We start from the raw sequence: 18,649 nt of genomic DNA, 5'->3' as shown, positions 1-18,649 counted from the left end.
GTGCGATTTTTTATTTAAAAAATGAATTTTCTTTTTTGCATAATTAAAAAAACGCGCTATATTTGCACTCGCAATACAGAAGTAAAACAGACTACTGGAGAAATGGCAGAGTGGTCGATTGCGGCAGTCTTGAAAACTGTTGACTGTAACAGGTCCGGGGGTTCGAATCCCTCTTTCTCCGCGAAATTATAAATAGTAACTTTTCAAAAGTTAGTAAAAAAGCACAAAACCTATGATTCACAACGAGTTATAGGTTTTTTCTTTTTTAGGGGTATCGCATTTTATTCAAAAATGCTCAAAAAAAAGTTACAGATTCGGTGCACAAAAAAACAGGTAAGCGATGTGCACCTTTCAACTGAGCAAACCCAGACGCCAAAGGGTGCCAGAGAGTTTTGAACTGTGTTTTTGGAACGTTTTAATTCGACATTTATTAATATTTAAAACAGTTGAATTATGTTAGAAAAACAGTTGTCAATTAATTTCTTTCTCAAACCAAGTAGAGAGAAAAGTGATTTAAGAGGTGTTTACCTTAGAATCACAGTAGATGGTATTCGCAAAGAGACTTCTCTAAGTCACAAATGGGATATCAACAGATGGAACCAAAAAGCAGGTCGTGCTAATGGCGCTAAAGAAGATGCTAAAACGCTAAACTACATTTTAGATACAATTGTATCTAAAATTACCAAGTACAAATTAGAACTTTTAAGTAATGAAGAGCCTATTACTGCTTCTGTGCTTATGGATTATATCCAAGGCAAGGGAACTAGTAAGGCTAAAGTTTTAGAAGAATTCCAAAAGCATAACGATGAAGTTTTTAAGTTAGTACCTAAAGAGTATGCCATTGGAACACATGAAAGATACGTAACAGCAAGATCTCACGTAGCTGAGTATATCCGTTATGTATATGGTAAAGAAGATATAGAGTTTAGAGAACTCAATTATGAGTTTGTAATTGGTTATGAACACTATTTAAAGACCGTTAGAACGTGTTCTAACAATACAGCTATAAAGTATATCTCAAACTTCAAGAAGATTGTTTTAAGAGCTGTAGCAAAGGGAATTATTTCTTCAAATCCTTTCGTACAATATAAACCTAAAAAAACTAAGCTCAATAAGAAACCATTAAGCAAGGAAGAGCTATCAATTTTAGAAAACAAAGAGTTTACTAATGAGCGATTAGCTACAGTTAGAGATGTGTTTGTTTTTCAGTGTTATACGGGGCTTGCTTATATCGATGTTTTCCAATTAAAGAAAACTGATATTACAAAAGATGAAGAAGGTAATCTGTGGATTAGAACCAACAGACAAAAGACAGATGCGAATATTACTATTCCTCTGCTTCCCAAAGCTATTGAGATAATGGAAAAACATAAAGATCATCCTGCTTGTGTAGATAAAGATATAGTGCTTCCTGTTCGCTCTAATCAAAAGATGAATGAGTACTTAAAAGAGATTGCTTCACTATGTGAAATAAGTGAACTAAATACACATAAAGCAAGAAGAACTTTTGGAAGTACTGTAACTCTTAGTAATGGTGTTCCTATTCACGTAGTAAAAGAAATGTTAGGTCATCACTCTGTTAAACAAACAGAGGAATACGCTCTAACAGAAGAAGAGTCTATTAAGACCGAAATGCAGAAATTAAAAGGGAAACTTGAAGGAAAAGCAAATAAACAAACGGATAATTTTACTGACTTACTCGAGAGTTTAAAAAATCTAAACGCTGATAAATTAGCTCAGCTAACAACTTTTATTAATCACTTAAATGCATAATAAAACTCCCTTGGATTCTCTACAATTTCTAATAATTCAACTGTGATATTTGTAGTAAGGAATTCAAGGGAGTCCATTTTCAACCTTTTTAATGAGTAGAAGTTAACTTCTACTCATTAAAAAGGTTCATAATATCTTTTCTGTTGTAGTAATATGAACCAAGTACTTTGCGATACTGTAATTTCCCACTGATACGCAGTGTTTGTAATGAAGCTGGCGAAATACTAAGTAATTGTCTTGCTACTTTAGCCTTTACCCATTCAAGAGAGGTTTCTTTGTTTTGTTTAGCTAAGATTTCTTTTAGTTCTCCAATGATTGTTTGAGCAAACAGTCTTAAATCTTCTTTTGTGATTTGATTTTCCATGATAGTTGTTTTTTAGGTTAAACAACTAAGGTAAAGTAGTTACCAAAAGGTTGAAATAATAGGAAGGTAAAAAGCATACTTGGCTCTAACTATGCATTTACAAAAACTAGTAGTTGGTAAAAGATTATTAGCTCCTTTGATCTACAATTATTTTTAATTCAGCTTGTAATTGAGTAATTAGTTCTAATAGTACTTCTGCTTTTTCTGTATCAAAATTAATAAGTCGTTGATGTAGGACTCTATAGTAATCTAATAAAGAAAAAAACTTGGTACCGAATTTATCAAATAAGTATTGATACTTAATTAAGTCAGTATTCACATTTACGCAAAGCAACCATAAAGAGTAGCTAGATAAGTAATTAGGTAAGTATGATAAATGAGCTAATATATATGTCCTACAAAATGACATAAAATAAAGTGATAGTAGATAAGGAATACTTTGCTTACATTCTTGGTTCTTTTTTAGTTTCTGTAGTTTTTTGAGTAGTTCTTTAGCAGTATTATTAGTAACAGAATTATAGTAATATAGATCAGTATATAAGGATTCGTGAGGGACTAACCAATGTAATGATGCATTGTATTTACTAGATGAATAAATCTTGTTCTCATTTTTTATAATATTAGCAAAGAAATCTTGTGAGCTGTATAATTCTGTTTGAATCCATATTTTAGTATGGGCTATAATAACAAAGTTCGTTTGCTTATTAAATTTATCTTGTAAACTTGATTCCAAGTTCTTAATCTGTTCATTCGCCAATTTATGACCTATAATAAGAAGGTAGTAAATAGTTTGATTACAGATAGTTAACGTCTTATACAGATAAATTTCTTCTATACGCTGATTCTGATTTAAGCATCTTTCAATGATGATATCATTAAAAGTATCTTGTTTATTTAGGTTTATAGTTACATCTGCATTCACTGGAATGATTGTTGGTTTTTTGATTAGACGTTTTAAAGACTTAAAGCGGTCTTGAATAAAATTATGAAGTGTATTTTCAACATTATTAAAAGCCTCAAAGCACTCATGGTAATAAACTTCTCTGTCCTCTTCTATTGCTTCTTTTACTCTGTTTATTAAAGCAATAAGGTAGTATTCCTCTTCGTTTCTTTTAAGAAATAAACTTTCAATCTCTGAATTAAACTTGCTGATTTCTTTGATTCGTTGATGGAGATTACTGTTTGAACTGATATGCCCTACATATAGTTCTTCTAAATATTTCAGATGTAATTCTAATATACGTTCGTAAAGGAGAAATATACTTGAAATAGCGTCTAAAGACTTATACTTATTAAGTTCAGAACTCAAAAGACCATAATCTTGAAAATATCTCTCTTTATAAATATTGTACTGATTATTAAATTCTTTGAAACTTCTTGTAGCGAGTTTAGTAAAATCAATTTCTTCTTGTTGGTAAACAAGATGCTTTTCTTGGTAGATAAGCTCTATTAGTGGATAACCATGTTTAAACTTGTATTTCAAAGAGTCATAATCAAATAACAATACTATGATACCGTAGTTCTTAAATAGTTTTTTAATTCCTTTGCGATTGGTAATAATGTCAATATCACTTCTATTATTAAGATGTATAAGTAAATAGGAAGTCATCTTTATAGTGTTACTACAATAGAAAATCTCTAATACAGAGGGAAACTCTGTAATAATCTCTTTAAGTTGATTACTTAAAAAGTCGTTGGTCGGTAAAATAGTTGTTTTCATAATTATTGAGTTTTTTGATTTGATTAAAATTCAATAGAACTCATTGAGTAAACTATTCTATCAAGAAGTATAATATTCTCATTAAGGGATATTTTACAAGATAATTTTATAACTTTACCTTTCAATCTTTTTAAATCATTGGCTTTATCTTTGAGCCTTCTTAACTCAGCTATTAATTATGGAACATAAAATACATCAAGGAAGAAATGTAAAGCGCTTTAGAGAAATGCTTGGAATCAAACAAGAGGTTCTTGCTTTTGATTTAGGAGAAGATTGGAATCAGAAAAAGATATCTGTTTTAGAACAGAAAGAGGTAATTGATAATGCACTGCTACAACAGATTTCAAAGGTGCTTAAAATACCGGTTGAAGCGATTGAAAACTTTGATGAAGAACAGGCGATTAATTTGATATCTAATTCCGTATCATTTGAGAACTGTCAACAACCCTCTTTTTTTAATTATCAACCTAATTTTAATCCAATTGATAAGGTGATAGAGTTATATGAACGCATGTTACAACAACAAAAAGAAATGATTGAAAGATTAGAGAAATTAATTGAAAAATAATCCTTTGTCAACTTAATTCTATCTAAATAGTTGTTTTATAATTGACTCATTAGAGTTTTCAGTATTTGTTTATCTTTTATATAAAGCTATGAAAGCTAAGATATTTTACGTACTAAAAACGAATAGTGTTAAACTATTATCTATGATATTTTAAACTCATGTAATGCCATTTAAAAGAGTTTCGTGTAACATAAAATCAAACTTTAGTCTATATGGAAAATATTGATTGGAAGCTTCTTTTATCTCCTTTTTTAAGTTTTGTTGGAGTTATTATTGGTGCTTTTTTAGCTTTTTTATCATCATCTTTTTTAAAGAAAAAAGAAACAAGATTAAAGATTTCTGAAAAAATACTAGATAAAAAAATAGAAGCACATGAAAATGTATTAGAATTAGCAAAATTATTACGTTCTACATTAAGTGTTAATGCTTTCACAGTTGAAAAAGAACTAATAACATATCCTCTAATTTTACATAATAAAGAAAACTATATAGATTGGAAGAGTCATTTGTATGCTAAGGGAAATAAGAATTCTCATTGGCTTTCTGAATCTACACATAAAGAGTTATTTTTCATACAAGACTATTTTGTCAATTTAGATAATACTTTGGAGAATGTTCCTGATGAGAATATGAAAATGGTTGCGATAATACTAAGAAATGACATTATTAATTTATCCACAAATTTAGAAAAAAGTATTATAGAATATTTTGATAATGGATGGAAAGACTTAAGAATTGCTTCTAAAAAAAAGAAATTTAAATATGACAGTAAAATAGCTTTAAATCGATTGAAGAATTACAATTATTCCAAACGCCATTTAGAGATTAGTAAATATTTTTATGAAAAAAACCCAACTTTTCCTGCTACTGATATAAAACCTATAACTATATTATTTGACGTTGCACCAAATGGATTAAAAGTAAATATTATTAAAATTAAAGAGATACCTAATCTCGATAATAGTGGTGTTGAGTATGAATTGTTTTTCAAGGATTTTGAATATGATGAGCATTTTATAAGATTTGGTACATGTGATTTAATATCTAGTAAAATAAGATTTCAAAATGAAAAAATTATAGACATCCCTAATGAAGTATTGATACTACTAAATAGTTGGATTGAGGAGAATCAAGAATTGTCTTATTAGTATTTTTAAAAACTCATATGATTGTTTAAAGGTTACCTCACATAATATAGAGTAAATTAAATATCTGTGATACATATAGAAAATTACAAGAAAGATTAAAGAAGTAAGTAAGCTATTTGATATTAATCTTTTAGATCATTTAATTATAACAATAGTGAGTTACTACTCTTTTACAGACGAAAGTACCTTATAGGTGTCTTTGTTGTTTAAAGATGTAAAACTGTAAAGATGCTTTTACAGTTTTACATCTTTATTTTTTTAGTAAAATATTTAAAAGATAGGTTTGTTCTTTTCATTGAAGCTTGTGGTTATCTGTTTTTCGAATTCGTTAAAATGATGTTCCAAAAGATTATATAGATAAGCGTAAATTGTAAGTTTATCATCTGCGATAACCTGAACAATACGAGAAAGTATTTTATGGTGCTCAGGATCAATGTAAACTGATTTACCATGACGTGCTATGCTTTTTACATCTTTAAAAAAGAGCTCTTCATACTCCGTGATGTCATATTCTTTAGTAAGTGGAGGGGCTTTTTTTACACGCTTTTGTTTCTTAGGTTCCTCTTTAGTTTCTTCTTGCTCATCTCTAATACCAGGAGCATTCAGTTCAGCCTCTGTAAATCCCTTAAGCCTTACGCCGTCAACCATTAGTGCCATCATCGCTTCTTCGTCAATTCTAGGTTTTTTTTTAAATTCTTCGTTCATAATTTCTAGTTTTTATTGCAGTTTATAGTTCTGTCTACTTATGTAGTTAGTTAAATGTTAAGCTGTCCTTTTAGTTGCAATTCCAATGTTTCAGACATTAAACTGTGTAAAGATTTTATCAACAGTCTATTTGTGTGTTTAATCGTCGGGAGCTATATAAAATCATAGCTACGATATTGCGTTTGTCCAACCAAAACATTGATTAGACAAATAACTAGAGATATAGACAAAGAATGAAAAAAAGGTATTTAAGTGGCATACTTGGCGTTAACTAATAGGGGTTTAAACAGTATTCACATTATAAAAAACATATTGTGAATATGTTGAAAAAGTTACCGCAAAGGTAACAGCAAGTTATGTTTTGAGGCACTCGAAATAAGGTTCGAGCTTTCAAAACGACTTGCTCTTGCAGAGGGCAGGAAAACTACTCCGAAGTCGTTGTTTTGGGTTGAAATAGTAGATAGACTCAAAAAAATGAGGGGTTTACGGATTTCCGTAACTTCAATAATGTTTATTCTGATATATTTGTCTAATTTACCTTTTTAATAAGGTACAATAAATAAAATTTAATTTTATAATGAAAATAAGTTTTCTAAAAGCTTTTAATGGAGATTCAATATGGATTTCTTTTCTTGAAAAGGATATACCGAAAAATATTCTTATTGACGGAGGTGTTGGAAACACTTACAAAAATAAATCAAACGTAAAGGGTGATCTGTATAAAATAATTGAAAAGATTCGAGTAGACAGACAATTCATAGACCTTCTTATTTTAACCCATTTTGATGATGATCATATTGGCGGAATTTTGCGATGGCTAAATAAAGACAAAGAAGCATCTAAACTTATTAAAAAAGTTTGGTTTAACTCAGGAAAAGAAATAGCTAAGAAGTTTGAAAGTGATGAAAGCGAAGATTTAGATATTGAAATAGTTGACGGAGCAGACGATTTTCACACAAGTCCCAAACAAGGAATTAAGTTTGAAAAATATCTTAGAGATAATAATTTATGGGAGGGTGAAATTATTGAGCAAGGTTCAGAGTATGATTTATTTGGTTTGAAATTTAAAATTTTATCGCCAAACAACGAGAAACTAGATAAGCTGTTAAAGTTATATGAGAAACAAAAGGATTATTTTACTAGTGGTGATGAATTTGATTTCCAAACATCTTTAAAAGATTTTATTGAAGAAGAAAATCAGCCCAATTTTCAATTCAAAGAAGATACAAGTGTTGCGAATGGAAGTTCTATCGCTTTTATAATAGAATACGAAGACAAAAATTACATTTTCTTAGCTGATGCCCATCCTTCTGTAATAATCGAAGGGCTGAATATTTTTGGCTACAATAAGGAAAATCCTTTAAATGTTGAATTTATGAAAGTATCACATCACGGAAGTATGTATAATACTAACAAAGAACTTTTGGAAATTGTAAAAACCGATAATTACCTAATAAGTTCAAATGCAACAAAACATGGACTACCAAATAAAAGAACAATAGCTAGAATTATCAATAATAATACAAATACTGTAATACACTTTAATTATGATTTAACAGATAGAGTTTTCTTAAAAGAAGATTGGAATGACTTCTTAATATTTAAAACTAAAGTAACTAATGAATTTACTTATTAATGGACGAAAATGATTTAAAAAGATATACAGTTATTTTAGGCGGTGGTAGTGGAATATTATTTCAACCTTTGGATGAAACAATAACTTATATACTTACTGCTAAACATGTTTTATATAAGGATGTAAAAGATGGAAGAGGTCAAAAGATTGGTGAAGAATTGATTGAGAAAATTAACTTTAGTTATTCTAATGATCAAAGTACTTCTATAGAATTTGAAATTAAAAAAGATGAAAATTATTTTGAACATGATATAGCTGATGCGGCAATATTAGTATTAAAAGAAAATTTAGGCTTTAATCAAATTTTTGTTGATGAGAGAGCAACTGGCTTTGATGGTTTTAGTTTAACAGGATATCCTGCAATTAAACGTGTAGCAAATGATAAGTACGATAGACAAGTTATTAATACTTTAATAAGTTCTAATACAGATTTGATATCGTTAAGGCTTTTTATTGATCATTTAGATCATAGTCAAATTACGGGATTCTCTGGAGGTGGAATTATTAAAACTAATGGAGATAGTTTATTACTTGTAGGAATTCAAAGTAAAACACCAATAGGTGATTGTCATGGAGAAATACAAGTTGTACCAATAAAAAGATTTGAAGAGATAGTTGATGTTTATGATTTATCAAAATTAGTACCTAGTTATTTATCAAATATTGAACTCCTGATAAATTCAATAATTGGCTATAATGAAACTCTACCTGCATTAAAACCTAAATTACAAATTGCAATTAGAAAACAGTTTGAACAAGTTAGATGCGCATTGAATAGTATTTATTCAAGTGATTATGTAAAAAAGTTATCAACTTCGGTAACAGGAATAAAAAGTAAGCGTTTTTGGACTTCATTTCTTGAATATGCCTTAATAATTAGTCTTCTCGAAGTAGATGGAGTAGACGAAGATGTATTGTCTAAAATGAATTTAACTAAGAAATTTATATTCTCTGACTCTTCTAAAGATATCTATGATTTGTATAGCGAGGTGCTATTATTTGCTTCTGAAAACATCAGTGATAATTGTCAAGTTTTGTTAGCAACTAATCAAATTCCAAACTCTCCTAATAGAAGAAGAATGCTAGCTAGTGAAGTAAATCTTGACGTAGGTAATGTAATAGATATAGAAACTATTGACAGGGTTCAAACAAGCTCTAAAATAAAGGAAATAATACACCTAAAAGCGATTGAGTTTGACTGTATTAATTCAAATGAAAATACTTTGAACCAATTCTCAATACAACAATTTGAAGATATTTTAACGGAAATAAAGCGTCTTGTATATGAATTTTTTAACAATTGAAATAAGTAACCCAGATTTTGAAATTGAAAATTGCAAAATCTATCACTATAAAAATGAGGATGACTTCAGAATAAATGTATTCTTTCTGAAAGCTAACAGTGATATAATAGATAAAAATTGGAAACGATTTTCAAATATAGTTGCTGCCAATTATCAAACTTCAGAATATATGTCGAATAAAGAGTTTGATCGATGGAATTTCTATATCGTTTACATGTCAAAAGACAAAGTCTCTAAAGAGCTACAGAACAAAATTGAGAATGATAAATTTTCAAGTAGAAAGATTGTTGAAGATTCTTACAACAATGTATTTAATGATGATGAGGCAAATCGTTTAATAATAAAACATATTACCAATGCAGATTTAAAAGAAATCGTTGAAGAAACTCTAGAGGTTACTATCTCAGAATACATTCCTAAAAATGAAAATCTGTGGAAATTATTATTAGATGAAGAAAAACTTATTGGTGACAGGAAAGCTCAAGAAGCATTCGTAAAAAAAATAAATACATTATGAAAATTAAGAGTGTAAAGATTACTGGTTTCAGAGCATTTGAAAAAGAAGAAGATGCTACTTTTGATTTTACAAAAGGTAATGAAATAATGAATTTCGCTTCCATATATGCCCCAAATGGTTTTGGTAAAACATCTTTCTATGATGCTGTTGAATGGGGAATTACTCATAAAATTCAACGTTTCGATAGGATGGTTGATTTTGAAAGAATACGAAAAGAAAATGTGGCACCATTATTATTAAATAAAGCGTCTCAATCTGGTCAAGTTTTAGTAGAAACCAATTTAAAACCTTTCAAAAATGTCATTAATAAACGTAAAAAATATGATTATAAAGCAATAGCTGAAAATGAATATTTTCAAAAACAATTTTTATCACAAGATTTAATTGATGCTTTTCTTAAGGAGGAAAAAGCTGATAAACGTTATGAAGCCTTCTTAGAAATTGACGAGAATTTAAAAAAATATGATTCAGCATATAAGAAGATAATCCGTCTATTAGAATATATAAAAGATGAAAGAAAAAATTTAGTTGATAGGAAAAGTAAAGAAGAAGCCAAATACCAAACTGAAATTGATTTTGAACAAGAATTTAAAAAGTTTGATGAAATTAATACTATAATTGCTTCGCTTAACAAAGAAGATGAAAACATAAATCTTATTGATCAAAATACATTCAATCAAACTTCTTATGATAATATATCTAGGAATATTGATGTTCGATTGTTATCTCTGGAAGAAGAATTAACTAAGGTTAAATTACGTATCAATACAATAATATTAGCGAGAGATGGGGATAAATCTGAAGATAGTAAATTAAATGGTGGAGTTTTATCTTACTTTGAAAATAGAAGTAAAATTTTAAATTTAGATAAGCAAATTCAAGAATTAAATAAGATAATAAAATGGTTTGAGGAACAAGAAAAGATGAATAGTGAAGCCAGTGTTATTGATGCAAATTTAAAAATTCAGCAAGTTAGATTGGCTAAAGCTCTTAATATTGAAAATCAGTTTGAAACATTTCTTAATATACAAAAAGAGATAGATAGTTTACAAAAGAATATTACAGATTTTAAAGATGAACTACTTCGCATTGAACGTGAGAAACTTAATACTGAAAAGAATAAAAATGAAGCAATTATAAAATTTAATGAATTAAAGAGTTCTCTTGAGAATAATCGTTCTAAACTAAATAATATACCTATTCAACAAAAACAGTTAGAGTCAACTTCTAAGATTATTGTTGATTTACAAAAAACTATCAATGATTTATCAACATCAATTAATATAGAAGAGAAGAAATACAATGATTTAAAGATAATTTTAGACGAATTTGGCTATTACGAACATAAGATCAACGATGATATTGAACTTTTGTTGGAATTTAAATTATTTGAAGAACATAAGATGTTAGTTACTCATTACATAAACGAGAAACAAAATCTAGAGCATTTAAAAAAAGATATTCAAGAAATTCAATTTAAAATAGATAATCAAAACCAGTTACATAAAGAGCTAAATGATTTTATTAAATCAGGACTAGAATTGGTAAACAAATCGCAAAGTTCAGATTGTCCTTTATGTAATCACAATTATGACACATTTGAAAAACTATCTGAGAATATCTTATCTAATAAGTTGCTAAATAGTCAGTTAAAAATATACCTAGAAAAAAAGGTTGAGACAGAGTCAAAAATAAGTAAGTTAGTATTACAGCTTTCTATTGATAAAGAAAACATCGAAAAGTTTTTTTCTTCAATCAAACAGCCTTATTTATCGGATTATAGAAATGTAAAAAATGTAATAGATAAATTAAGTTTAGAGAGAAAGATTAATTCTGAGAAATTGAATAATCACCAATCGATCTTAAGCGATATTATTTTATTATTAGGAGATTCCAAGACATTTGAAGAATTATTCGTAATAATACAAAATGATATATTAAAAACAGACAACCAAATATTAGAGGTATCTGGTAAAATGAAAAAAAATGATGAAACATTATTAGAGAAAGAAGCTTTAATTAAATCAACTAAAGAAAAAATAGAAATTTCTGAACAAAACCTTTTAAAACATCAATATTCAAATGAGTATAAGGTAGTTCGAGAGTATTTTATTGAGGAATTGAACTCTAATAATATTGAGAAATCAATATTATTAGATCGCATATCTAATATTCACACAACTCTAAACAATTTAATAAACAAAAAAACAAGTATAAATAAATATTTAGAAGATTTACAATTACAACTATCTAATCACACTTTAGGTAAGGATGAATACATCAAAAAAAATCACCAAGTAAATGATGCTAAAAGCTCAATATTGAGGATTTATGAAAGTTACGAAAATTATATTCAATCAGATTTTAATATAATCCTAAGGGATAAAGAGAAATCTCAAATCGAAAAAGCATTTATAGATTTAGTAAGCAGACAGAAGCAAATAGAGAATCAAACTGAAACGAAAATTGAAAAATACAAAATAGTTCGAATCTTAAATGATGCTTGTATCAAGGCAACTGAATCTAAAAAGATAAAGGATGAAATTAAAGAAATAACTATTAACTTACAAAATTTAGGTAGTTCTGAAGAAGTTTTGAATGAAGAAAAAGAAAATCTAAAATTCTACCTGAAAGGTACAATTGAAGCCTATTTCTATACACCTTTAATTAATGCTATTTATAGAAAAATAGATCCTCATCCGGATTATAAGTCTATTGAATTTGAATGTGATTTTGGAGAAAATAAACCTCGATTACAAATCTATACGAAAGATAGTAAAGGCATAAAAAGTATCCCCTCATTATATTTCAGTACTGCACAGGTGAATATTCTTAGCTTGAGTATATTCTTGGCAAGAGCTTTAAAAACAACAGATGATAAAGGTAATTCTGTAGATTGCATTTTTATTGATGACCCTATTCAATCGATGGATAGTATAAATATTTTATCATTTATAGATTTGTTTAGAGGTATTACTTTGTCTCTAGATAAACAATTAATAGTATCGACTCATGAAGAGAACTTTCATCTCCTATTGAAGAAAAAAATACCTGATGAACTTTTTAAATCAACGTTTATAGAGTTTGAAACTTTTGGAAAATTAAAACCCGTTTAGAAAGAACTAGTAGTTTTTTATACACCTAATATTCATATAATTATAGGCATTATTAAATTTATTGTTTATTTTTACAGTAATAATTTGAAATATTCCAATCATAGCATAAAACTTTCTGAATAAGGTGCACATATCAATTAAAAAAAATGAGCATCCCTATTTATAAAGCATACGGCACAAAAGAGGCAAACCCTCTTTCTCCGCAAAGAAAACCGATAACGAGAGTTATCGGTTTTTTTATTTTCCAAAAAGTACCCAAAGCTCGCTTTGAGGGTACTTTTTGGAAAATAAAAAAACGTGGATAAGCGCAGCTTATCTGTTTTCTTTGTGTCAATATACCTTGTTTGGGGATATGCAATCCCTCTTTCTCCGCAAAGAAAACCGATAACGAGAGTTATCGGTTTTTTTATTTTCCAAAAGTGATGAAGAGTTTTAAAAGCAGTATAAAGAGATAAAAAAAAGTGCTAAGGATAACCCTTAGCACTTCAAAAGTTAGTTTACTTTTTAATTAGTTTTTCTGTAGCGATGCGTTTGCCATCTGCTTCTAGAACAACTACATAAGTTCCTCTAGGGAGGTGTTTCACAGAAAGCGGAATTTCTCCGTCTTTGCCACTTAAGTTTTGTTTGTAGTGTTGTACACCGGTTAAATCGTAAACCGCAATACTTTGTGCTTGTTCATAGGCTGTGCCTAAATGATAAACCACTGTTGTTTGATCGGTTGTCGGATTTGGTGTTAGCGTAATGGAGGCTGGTTGATTCAGCATTCTCCAATGCGTATCTCTCAATTGTACTTCTAGAATACTCGCACAATCAGGTCCACCGATGATAAAGAAATCATGAACGCCAGGGGAGTAGGTTCCATTGACATGGAATTCTACAGGGAAAGAGTTTGATCCTGGGTTAAGGACTACTACATCAGGAATGAACGTTCCATATCCGTAGAAACTACTTAAACTCACTGTAATTGGACTACCCGTTGGATTGTCAATAAACATATGATATTCAAAACCACCAGGGATGGTATTACTCAATTCGAAATTCGCTTTAAAACGACATGGGTTTTGTGGACATCGCTTAGGATCGAATTGAATCATCGGTCTATTGCTTTCGTACGTACATCCTTGTTGGTGGATGGATAATTGGTAAGTACCAGTTGTGACGATTTGTTGCGGTTGAATAGCATTGCTACCACTTTGCGTTGTAGCATTATTCACTTCCCATTTGTATTGCTCATACATACCTAATGGACCGATGAGATACGAAGGTTGACAAACGGTATAACAGCCTGATGGAACCACCCACATTGCGCGTTGTGGATTATGTGGTGCTTGAATATAACCTGTTGCACTACATCCTGTAGTTTCGGTGTAGGTAACGCTATAAGCTCCTCCATGTGTAACGCGAATTGATTGCCCTGACATACCATTGCTCCAAGTATAAGTACCCGTTGATGGTCCGTTTGCTGTTAATCGCAACACATAAGGATCACAATTTTCTACCTGAAACGAAATAGATGGTGTAGGTACCGGTGGGTGTACTACGATTGTCATCGTGAAGCTATTTGCACAAGAAGTGTCATTGGCTGCACGAGTAAAGAAGGTATACGTATAGGTACCTGGTGATAAATTACCGCCAACCGTAATAACTTTATTCGTATTTCCACTTACCCAGTTGCCGTAATTAGCAGGTATTGAAGGACCTGACCAGCGGTGTTCTGCCGTATCGTCCATCGTTATTCCGGTTAATGTGGTTGTTTCTCCATAACATACGGATGTATTACCACTAATACTTGCGTATGGTGGTTTACGTAGGAGGTAATTCTTAGGATTCGTTGCCATGGAATTGTTTTTACAACCATCTTGGTCGATCAACACAGGCCAGTAGCTTCCACTCTTCGGAGGAAGGAACGAAGTTCCACTTCCCACTTGTTGATTACCCAACATCCAAATAACACTCGCAGGCATTGGGCTAGCTGATACCGTTAACGGTTGAGCATTACCTTGACAGTAATTCGCTACCGGTGGATTAATTGTGATACTGCTAAAAGTAGCCGTTTTAATCGTAACCTTAGGCGCGTTTGCTGTTGTTGTTTCATAGGTACAACCATACGGTGTGGTAATTCTCAACTTAATTGGTTGATTCAATCCCGGAGGAAGCTGAATGTAGGTCGTCGCTCCACTAGCAATAAAGGACGTATTACTAAATACCCATTCATACTTGTTACTTGCGTTGTAATTTGGTATCGTTAAGGAGATCGTATCATCTGAACAGTACGTTAATGGTGATAACGTAAAGTTAGGACTTGGTTCTGTTGCTAAGGTTACAGGCAGCATAATACTACACGACGGTTTACCTGGAGAGGTTATGGTGAGTGTATAATTATGTGTACCTGGAGCTACGCTGTTTAAGGTATAGCTATTTCCAGAAGCGGATGAAGGAACACCTGGACCACTATAGCCGAAATGAAGTAGATTCGGATCGATTTCATACGTAAGTGAATTATTATGTAAGGTCACTTTGTATGTTCCATCACCATTGCACGTGATTTCTGTCGCTAACTTCGGTTGATAGTGTTTCTTTACCGTGAATGTTTTAATGATAATACAGCCTGAATAGTTTAGTAGTACAGTTACTGTATGTGCACCCGGAACAGTCGTTTTAAATTTACCAGTTGGCGTGTTTTGGGTATTAGGATCTAGTGTTAGATGGATACTACCTGACCACGTAATCGATGTAGGTGCATAGCCTACATTTATTCCTGCTGTGATTTCATCACAGTCTGTCCAGGTTGCAGACATACTCGCATTAGGATCAGGAGTAATAGTACATCCACCAGTGCCTGTACCGCCACCACAACTTTCAGTTACATAAATGTAGTCTGATTTAACTAAACAACCATTGCGATCAATCACCTCCAAATAGTAGGTTCCACCAGGATTAGGGCCTGAAATTGTAAGATTAGGACCTGTAAAACCTGGAATTGGTGTTGTACTAGTTGTTTTGTACCACTTGAATACCATAGAAGCGGTAATTCCAGTCGATACTGTTGAGGTAATATTGATTCCCGTATACGTTGTTGGACAAACAACATAGCTATACTGTGGAGAAATGTGTAGTTCCGTTTGAGGATATACAGTTACATTTTTCGACGTTGAACTAGTATAGTTACAGATGCTCAATTGTAGCGTTAAACTACGTGAAATATTGTTGTTGGACTGGTTCGTGAAATTATTTGGAATTGTAATACTCGAACCTCCTGTATAGTTTACTGTTCCTTGTGCTACGCCATCAATAAGGATTTGAATTTGAGCAGATGAGGGTAGCGCAGGTGTTATTGAAATCGGTATAACTACATTGCCTTGATTGCTGCAAATTGGATCAATATTTCCAATTGTAATCACTGGTTTGGCTAGTAATTGAATAGGGTACGTTTTCTCGATGGTTCTTCCACATTTTGTAACAGCTACTTTCAATAAACCAGCAGACGAACTGCTTATTTCATTGAATCCCACTTTTACATTGGGACTGTTAATTCCTTCGATAATACTTCCGAAATTGGTTGCTCCTGTACTGCTCACAATACTCCACTGAATAAGATCAGGAGTAATTCCTCCTAAGTTTAATGTGAAGTTAGCTGTACTACTTGGACAAAACGTAGTCAAACCACTGTTGTTTTGAATAACGGGATTGATTACAATTTCGCTGACGTTGTATTGAGCAGGTAAAGAGCTACATATCTTGCCATTTTTTACCGCTTGTTTAACAACACGCACCACTGCATTGGCGCTAGTGAAAATCACATCGGCCTCCGTTCCTGTGTTGTCTCCAACAATTTGTCCGTTGGTTACACTCCACATGTAAACGAAACCAGGTTCATCTTCACTTAAGGTGTAGGTATAAGGCGTATTTAAACACACTTTATTCGGACCTGAGATGGTTCCTGTAAGTACAGGAGTTTGTACGATTTCTACTGTTATTGGATCAGATTGGCAACCGTTGTTACTTGCCGTTACAACATGGGTACCTGCCGTAGGGAAGTTATAACTCATCGAAGGACCATTAGCGCTATAAACGATAGAACCGCCTACTTGGACTTGCCAATAAACCGAGGAACCGCTGTTATTATAGAAGGTCATAGGCGTATGTTGACAATTGGTCAATTCATCCCCTGTGCTGATTTCTGGACGCTCTACAACTGTAAATTGAAAATCGGATTTGCCCATGCATTGTCCGTCATCAATCAGTGTATTGCGGTATATCACTTGAAGATTATAAGTACCTGGTGTTAATCCATCTACAACAATTTCATTGCGTTGCTCTGTACGAACTAACATTTGGTGATGAGAGGCTCCATCAATCATCCAGTCGAATTCTGTTGCTGGCCATTGTGGAAGTGAAAAACGAGCTTGACTGCCTTGGCAAATCATATCAGGTCCTTTGATTTTTCCGTGTCTTAGAATTACCGGTACTTTTACCGTAGTCCAAGAAGGACAATAACATCTGGAACGATAGCTGATATAACCGAATCCATCTTGTGGATCTACTTGATCCCAAACAACTTCAATGGATGTGCCATGATGTGCGACAATGCTTCCACCGATGACTTCCCAATCACCTCCACAACCGTCATTGACACTATACGTAGCTGAACTTCCTTCACATACTACACTAGGACATGAAATTTCAAATTCTTTTGCGCGTTTTACCTCTACGTCCCATTTGTAAATAGAGCTGCAATTACAGCTGTTTGTTACTTGTAAAGTGATGGTATAATGACCGGGATGATCATAGGTATGCGTCGGTTCAAATGTACTTGAAGTTGTACCATCGCCAAAATCCCAAAGATAGTTTACGAGGTCAGAACCGCCATTCGCAGTAGATAAGTTTTTAAAGGAAATAGGTAAAAAAGTACAAAAATCTCTTTGATGAGGTTCTATACCATCCATCTCAAAGTAAGCCTTAGGGCTTATGATTTTTTCAACACAAAGAGTGAGTACTTCAACGGTATTATCTGTATACGTAATATTCAACGTAATACTGCCATTACCAGCGTTTCCCCATCGGATTTGTGCTCCGGTAGTACTGCTGCTTTGGACTTGCCCACCTGTGATTTGCCATTGCACTTGGGCAACATTGTTTGCGCTAAAACTGTAGTTGACGGTACTGCCTTCACAGATGCGTAAGCAAAAACCAGCTTGAACCTGCTCATAGAAATTGTAGTAATCTCTTTCGCCTCTATCATCGTATTTGATACATCCAACTTCTTGATCCCAAGTAAGTACAGGATGGTTTGCCGTTTGTGCCTTCATTCCAAAAGACCACAGGGAAATCAGCATAAGCAACCCCAAGACCCTAAGAAGGGGCCATCGTTTTGTTTTTCTCATAAGGTGAATAATTAAACTTGATTGTAACTTGTTGGTGTTGCAGTTTTAATTCTAGTAAATGGAAAAATAGAGGGGGATAGATTGTTTCGTAATTCAGCTAAAAAATGGGTTGTTAATACACTAGGGGATTAGTGTTAAAAAGGTCGGCTAAGTTTTATACTTTTAATCTGTTAAGATTGATTTTACGTACGAAACAAGGTTGATAAATGTGGTTTTATTGTGAATTGTGTAACAAAATAAATTAAAAAATATCTAAAAACAAAATATAATATTAAATAAATGTAAAAATAATTATAAAATTCAATTACTGGATAATCAAATAAAGTGTAGTTTTTTTTGCTAAATATGTTATTTTATTGGGGATTTGGAATAAAATTCACAATCTGTTTTAATGGAGATAAGTAATGAGAAATG

The 18,649-nt window shown here is 31.6% G+C and carries 12 protein-coding genes and 1 tRNA gene; 9 read left to right on the top strand and 4 right to left on the bottom strand.

Annotation, left to right across the window (positions count from 1 at the left end; translation table 11 throughout):
* Positions 1 to 96: 96 nt before the first annotated feature.
* Positions 97 to 181 (top strand) — tRNA-Ser (locus tag ACUTSE_RS13100).
* Between the two features lie 272 nt (positions 182 to 453).
* A complete protein-coding gene (locus tag ACUTSE_RS13095; RefSeq protein ID WP_445640543.1) occupies positions 454 to 1,773 on the top strand; it encodes a site-specific integrase in 1,320 nt (439 codons plus the stop codon).
* 109 nt (positions 1,774 to 1,882) lie between these two features.
* On the opposite strand, the gene ACUTSE_RS13090 is transcribed toward ACUTSE_RS13095, so the two are convergent.
* Complete coding sequence (locus ACUTSE_RS13090; RefSeq protein ID WP_445640542.1) at positions 1,883 to 2,137, bottom strand: DNA-binding protein; 255 nt, start codon at positions 2,135 to 2,137, stop codon at positions 1,883 to 1,885.
* Between the two features lie 127 nt (positions 2,138 to 2,264).
* Positions 2,265 to 3,857 carry a hypothetical protein gene (locus tag ACUTSE_RS13085; protein ID WP_445640541.1) on the bottom strand — a complete coding sequence of 531 codons (1,593 nt, stop codon included), beginning with the start codon at positions 3,855 to 3,857 and terminating at the stop codon, positions 2,265 to 2,267.
* A 178-nt stretch (positions 3,858 to 4,035) separates the two neighbouring features.
* Between ACUTSE_RS13085 and ACUTSE_RS13080 the strand changes: the two genes are divergently transcribed.
* The 3 genes from ACUTSE_RS13080 (at position 4,036) to ACUTSE_RS13070 (ending at position 5,766) form a co-directional block, all read left to right on the top strand.
* A complete protein-coding gene (locus tag ACUTSE_RS13080) occupies positions 4,036 to 4,425 on the top strand; it encodes an XRE family transcriptional regulator (protein ID WP_445640540.1) in 390 nt (129 codons plus the stop codon).
* 212 nt (positions 4,426 to 4,637) lie between these two features.
* Complete coding sequence (locus ACUTSE_RS13075) at positions 4,638 to 5,573, top strand: hypothetical protein (RefSeq protein ID WP_445640539.1); 936 nt, start codon at positions 4,638 to 4,640, stop codon at positions 5,571 to 5,573.
* Between the two features lie 82 nt (positions 5,574 to 5,655).
* On the top strand, positions 5,656 to 5,766 hold the full coding sequence (locus ACUTSE_RS13070; RefSeq protein WP_445640554.1) for a JAB domain-containing protein: 111 nt from the start codon (positions 5,656 to 5,658) through the stop codon (positions 5,764 to 5,766).
* A gap of 77 nt (positions 5,767 to 5,843) precedes the next feature.
* Here ACUTSE_RS13070 and ACUTSE_RS13065 read toward each other — a convergent pair whose 3' ends face one another.
* Positions 5,844 to 6,278, bottom strand: coding sequence for a DUF3408 domain-containing protein (locus tag ACUTSE_RS13065; RefSeq protein ID WP_445640538.1), 435 nt, complete (start codon positions 6,276 to 6,278; stop codon positions 5,844 to 5,846).
* Positions 6,279 to 6,855: 577 nt separating this feature from the next.
* On the opposite strand from ACUTSE_RS13065, the gene ACUTSE_RS13060 reads away from it, so the two are divergent.
* Genes ACUTSE_RS13060 through ACUTSE_RS13045 form a run of 4 tightly spaced genes read left to right on the top strand, consistent with a single transcriptional unit; the run spans position 6,856 to position 12,851 of the window.
* Positions 6,856 to 7,914 (top strand): ComEC/Rec2 family competence protein, encoded by a 1,059-nt coding sequence (locus tag ACUTSE_RS13060; RefSeq protein WP_445640537.1) that lies wholly within the window; start codon positions 6,856 to 6,858, stop codon positions 7,912 to 7,914.
* Positions 7,914 to 9,218 (top strand): ABC-three component system protein, encoded by a 1,305-nt coding sequence (locus tag ACUTSE_RS13055; RefSeq protein WP_445640536.1) that lies wholly within the window; start codon positions 7,914 to 7,916, stop codon positions 9,216 to 9,218. The genes ACUTSE_RS13060 and ACUTSE_RS13055 overlap by 1 nt, the downstream gene beginning before the upstream one ends.
* On the top strand, positions 9,199 to 9,735 hold the full coding sequence (locus tag ACUTSE_RS13050; protein WP_445640535.1) for an ABC-three component system middle component 1: 537 nt from the start codon (positions 9,199 to 9,201) through the stop codon (positions 9,733 to 9,735). Before ACUTSE_RS13055 ends, ACUTSE_RS13050 begins: the two co-directional genes overlap by 20 nt.
* On the top strand, positions 9,732 to 12,851 hold the full coding sequence (locus tag ACUTSE_RS13045) for a hypothetical protein (protein WP_445640534.1): 3,120 nt from the start codon (positions 9,732 to 9,734) through the stop codon (positions 12,849 to 12,851). The genes ACUTSE_RS13050 and ACUTSE_RS13045 overlap by 4 nt, the downstream gene beginning before the upstream one ends.
* A 497-nt stretch (positions 12,852 to 13,348) precedes the next feature.
* Here the strand turns inward: ACUTSE_RS13045 and ACUTSE_RS13040 are convergent, their stop codons facing one another.
* On the bottom strand, positions 13,349 to 18,235 hold the full coding sequence (locus ACUTSE_RS13040; RefSeq protein ID WP_445640533.1) for a PKD domain-containing protein: 4,887 nt from the start codon (positions 18,233 to 18,235) through the stop codon (positions 13,349 to 13,351).
* Between the last annotated feature and the right edge of the window lie 414 nt (positions 18,236 to 18,649).

This window comes from Myroides sp. TSA_177.3 (assembly GCF_052691955.1).
The sequence above is the reverse complement of the archived record's forward strand: the minus strand, read 5'-3'. Positions and strand labels throughout refer to the sequence as shown.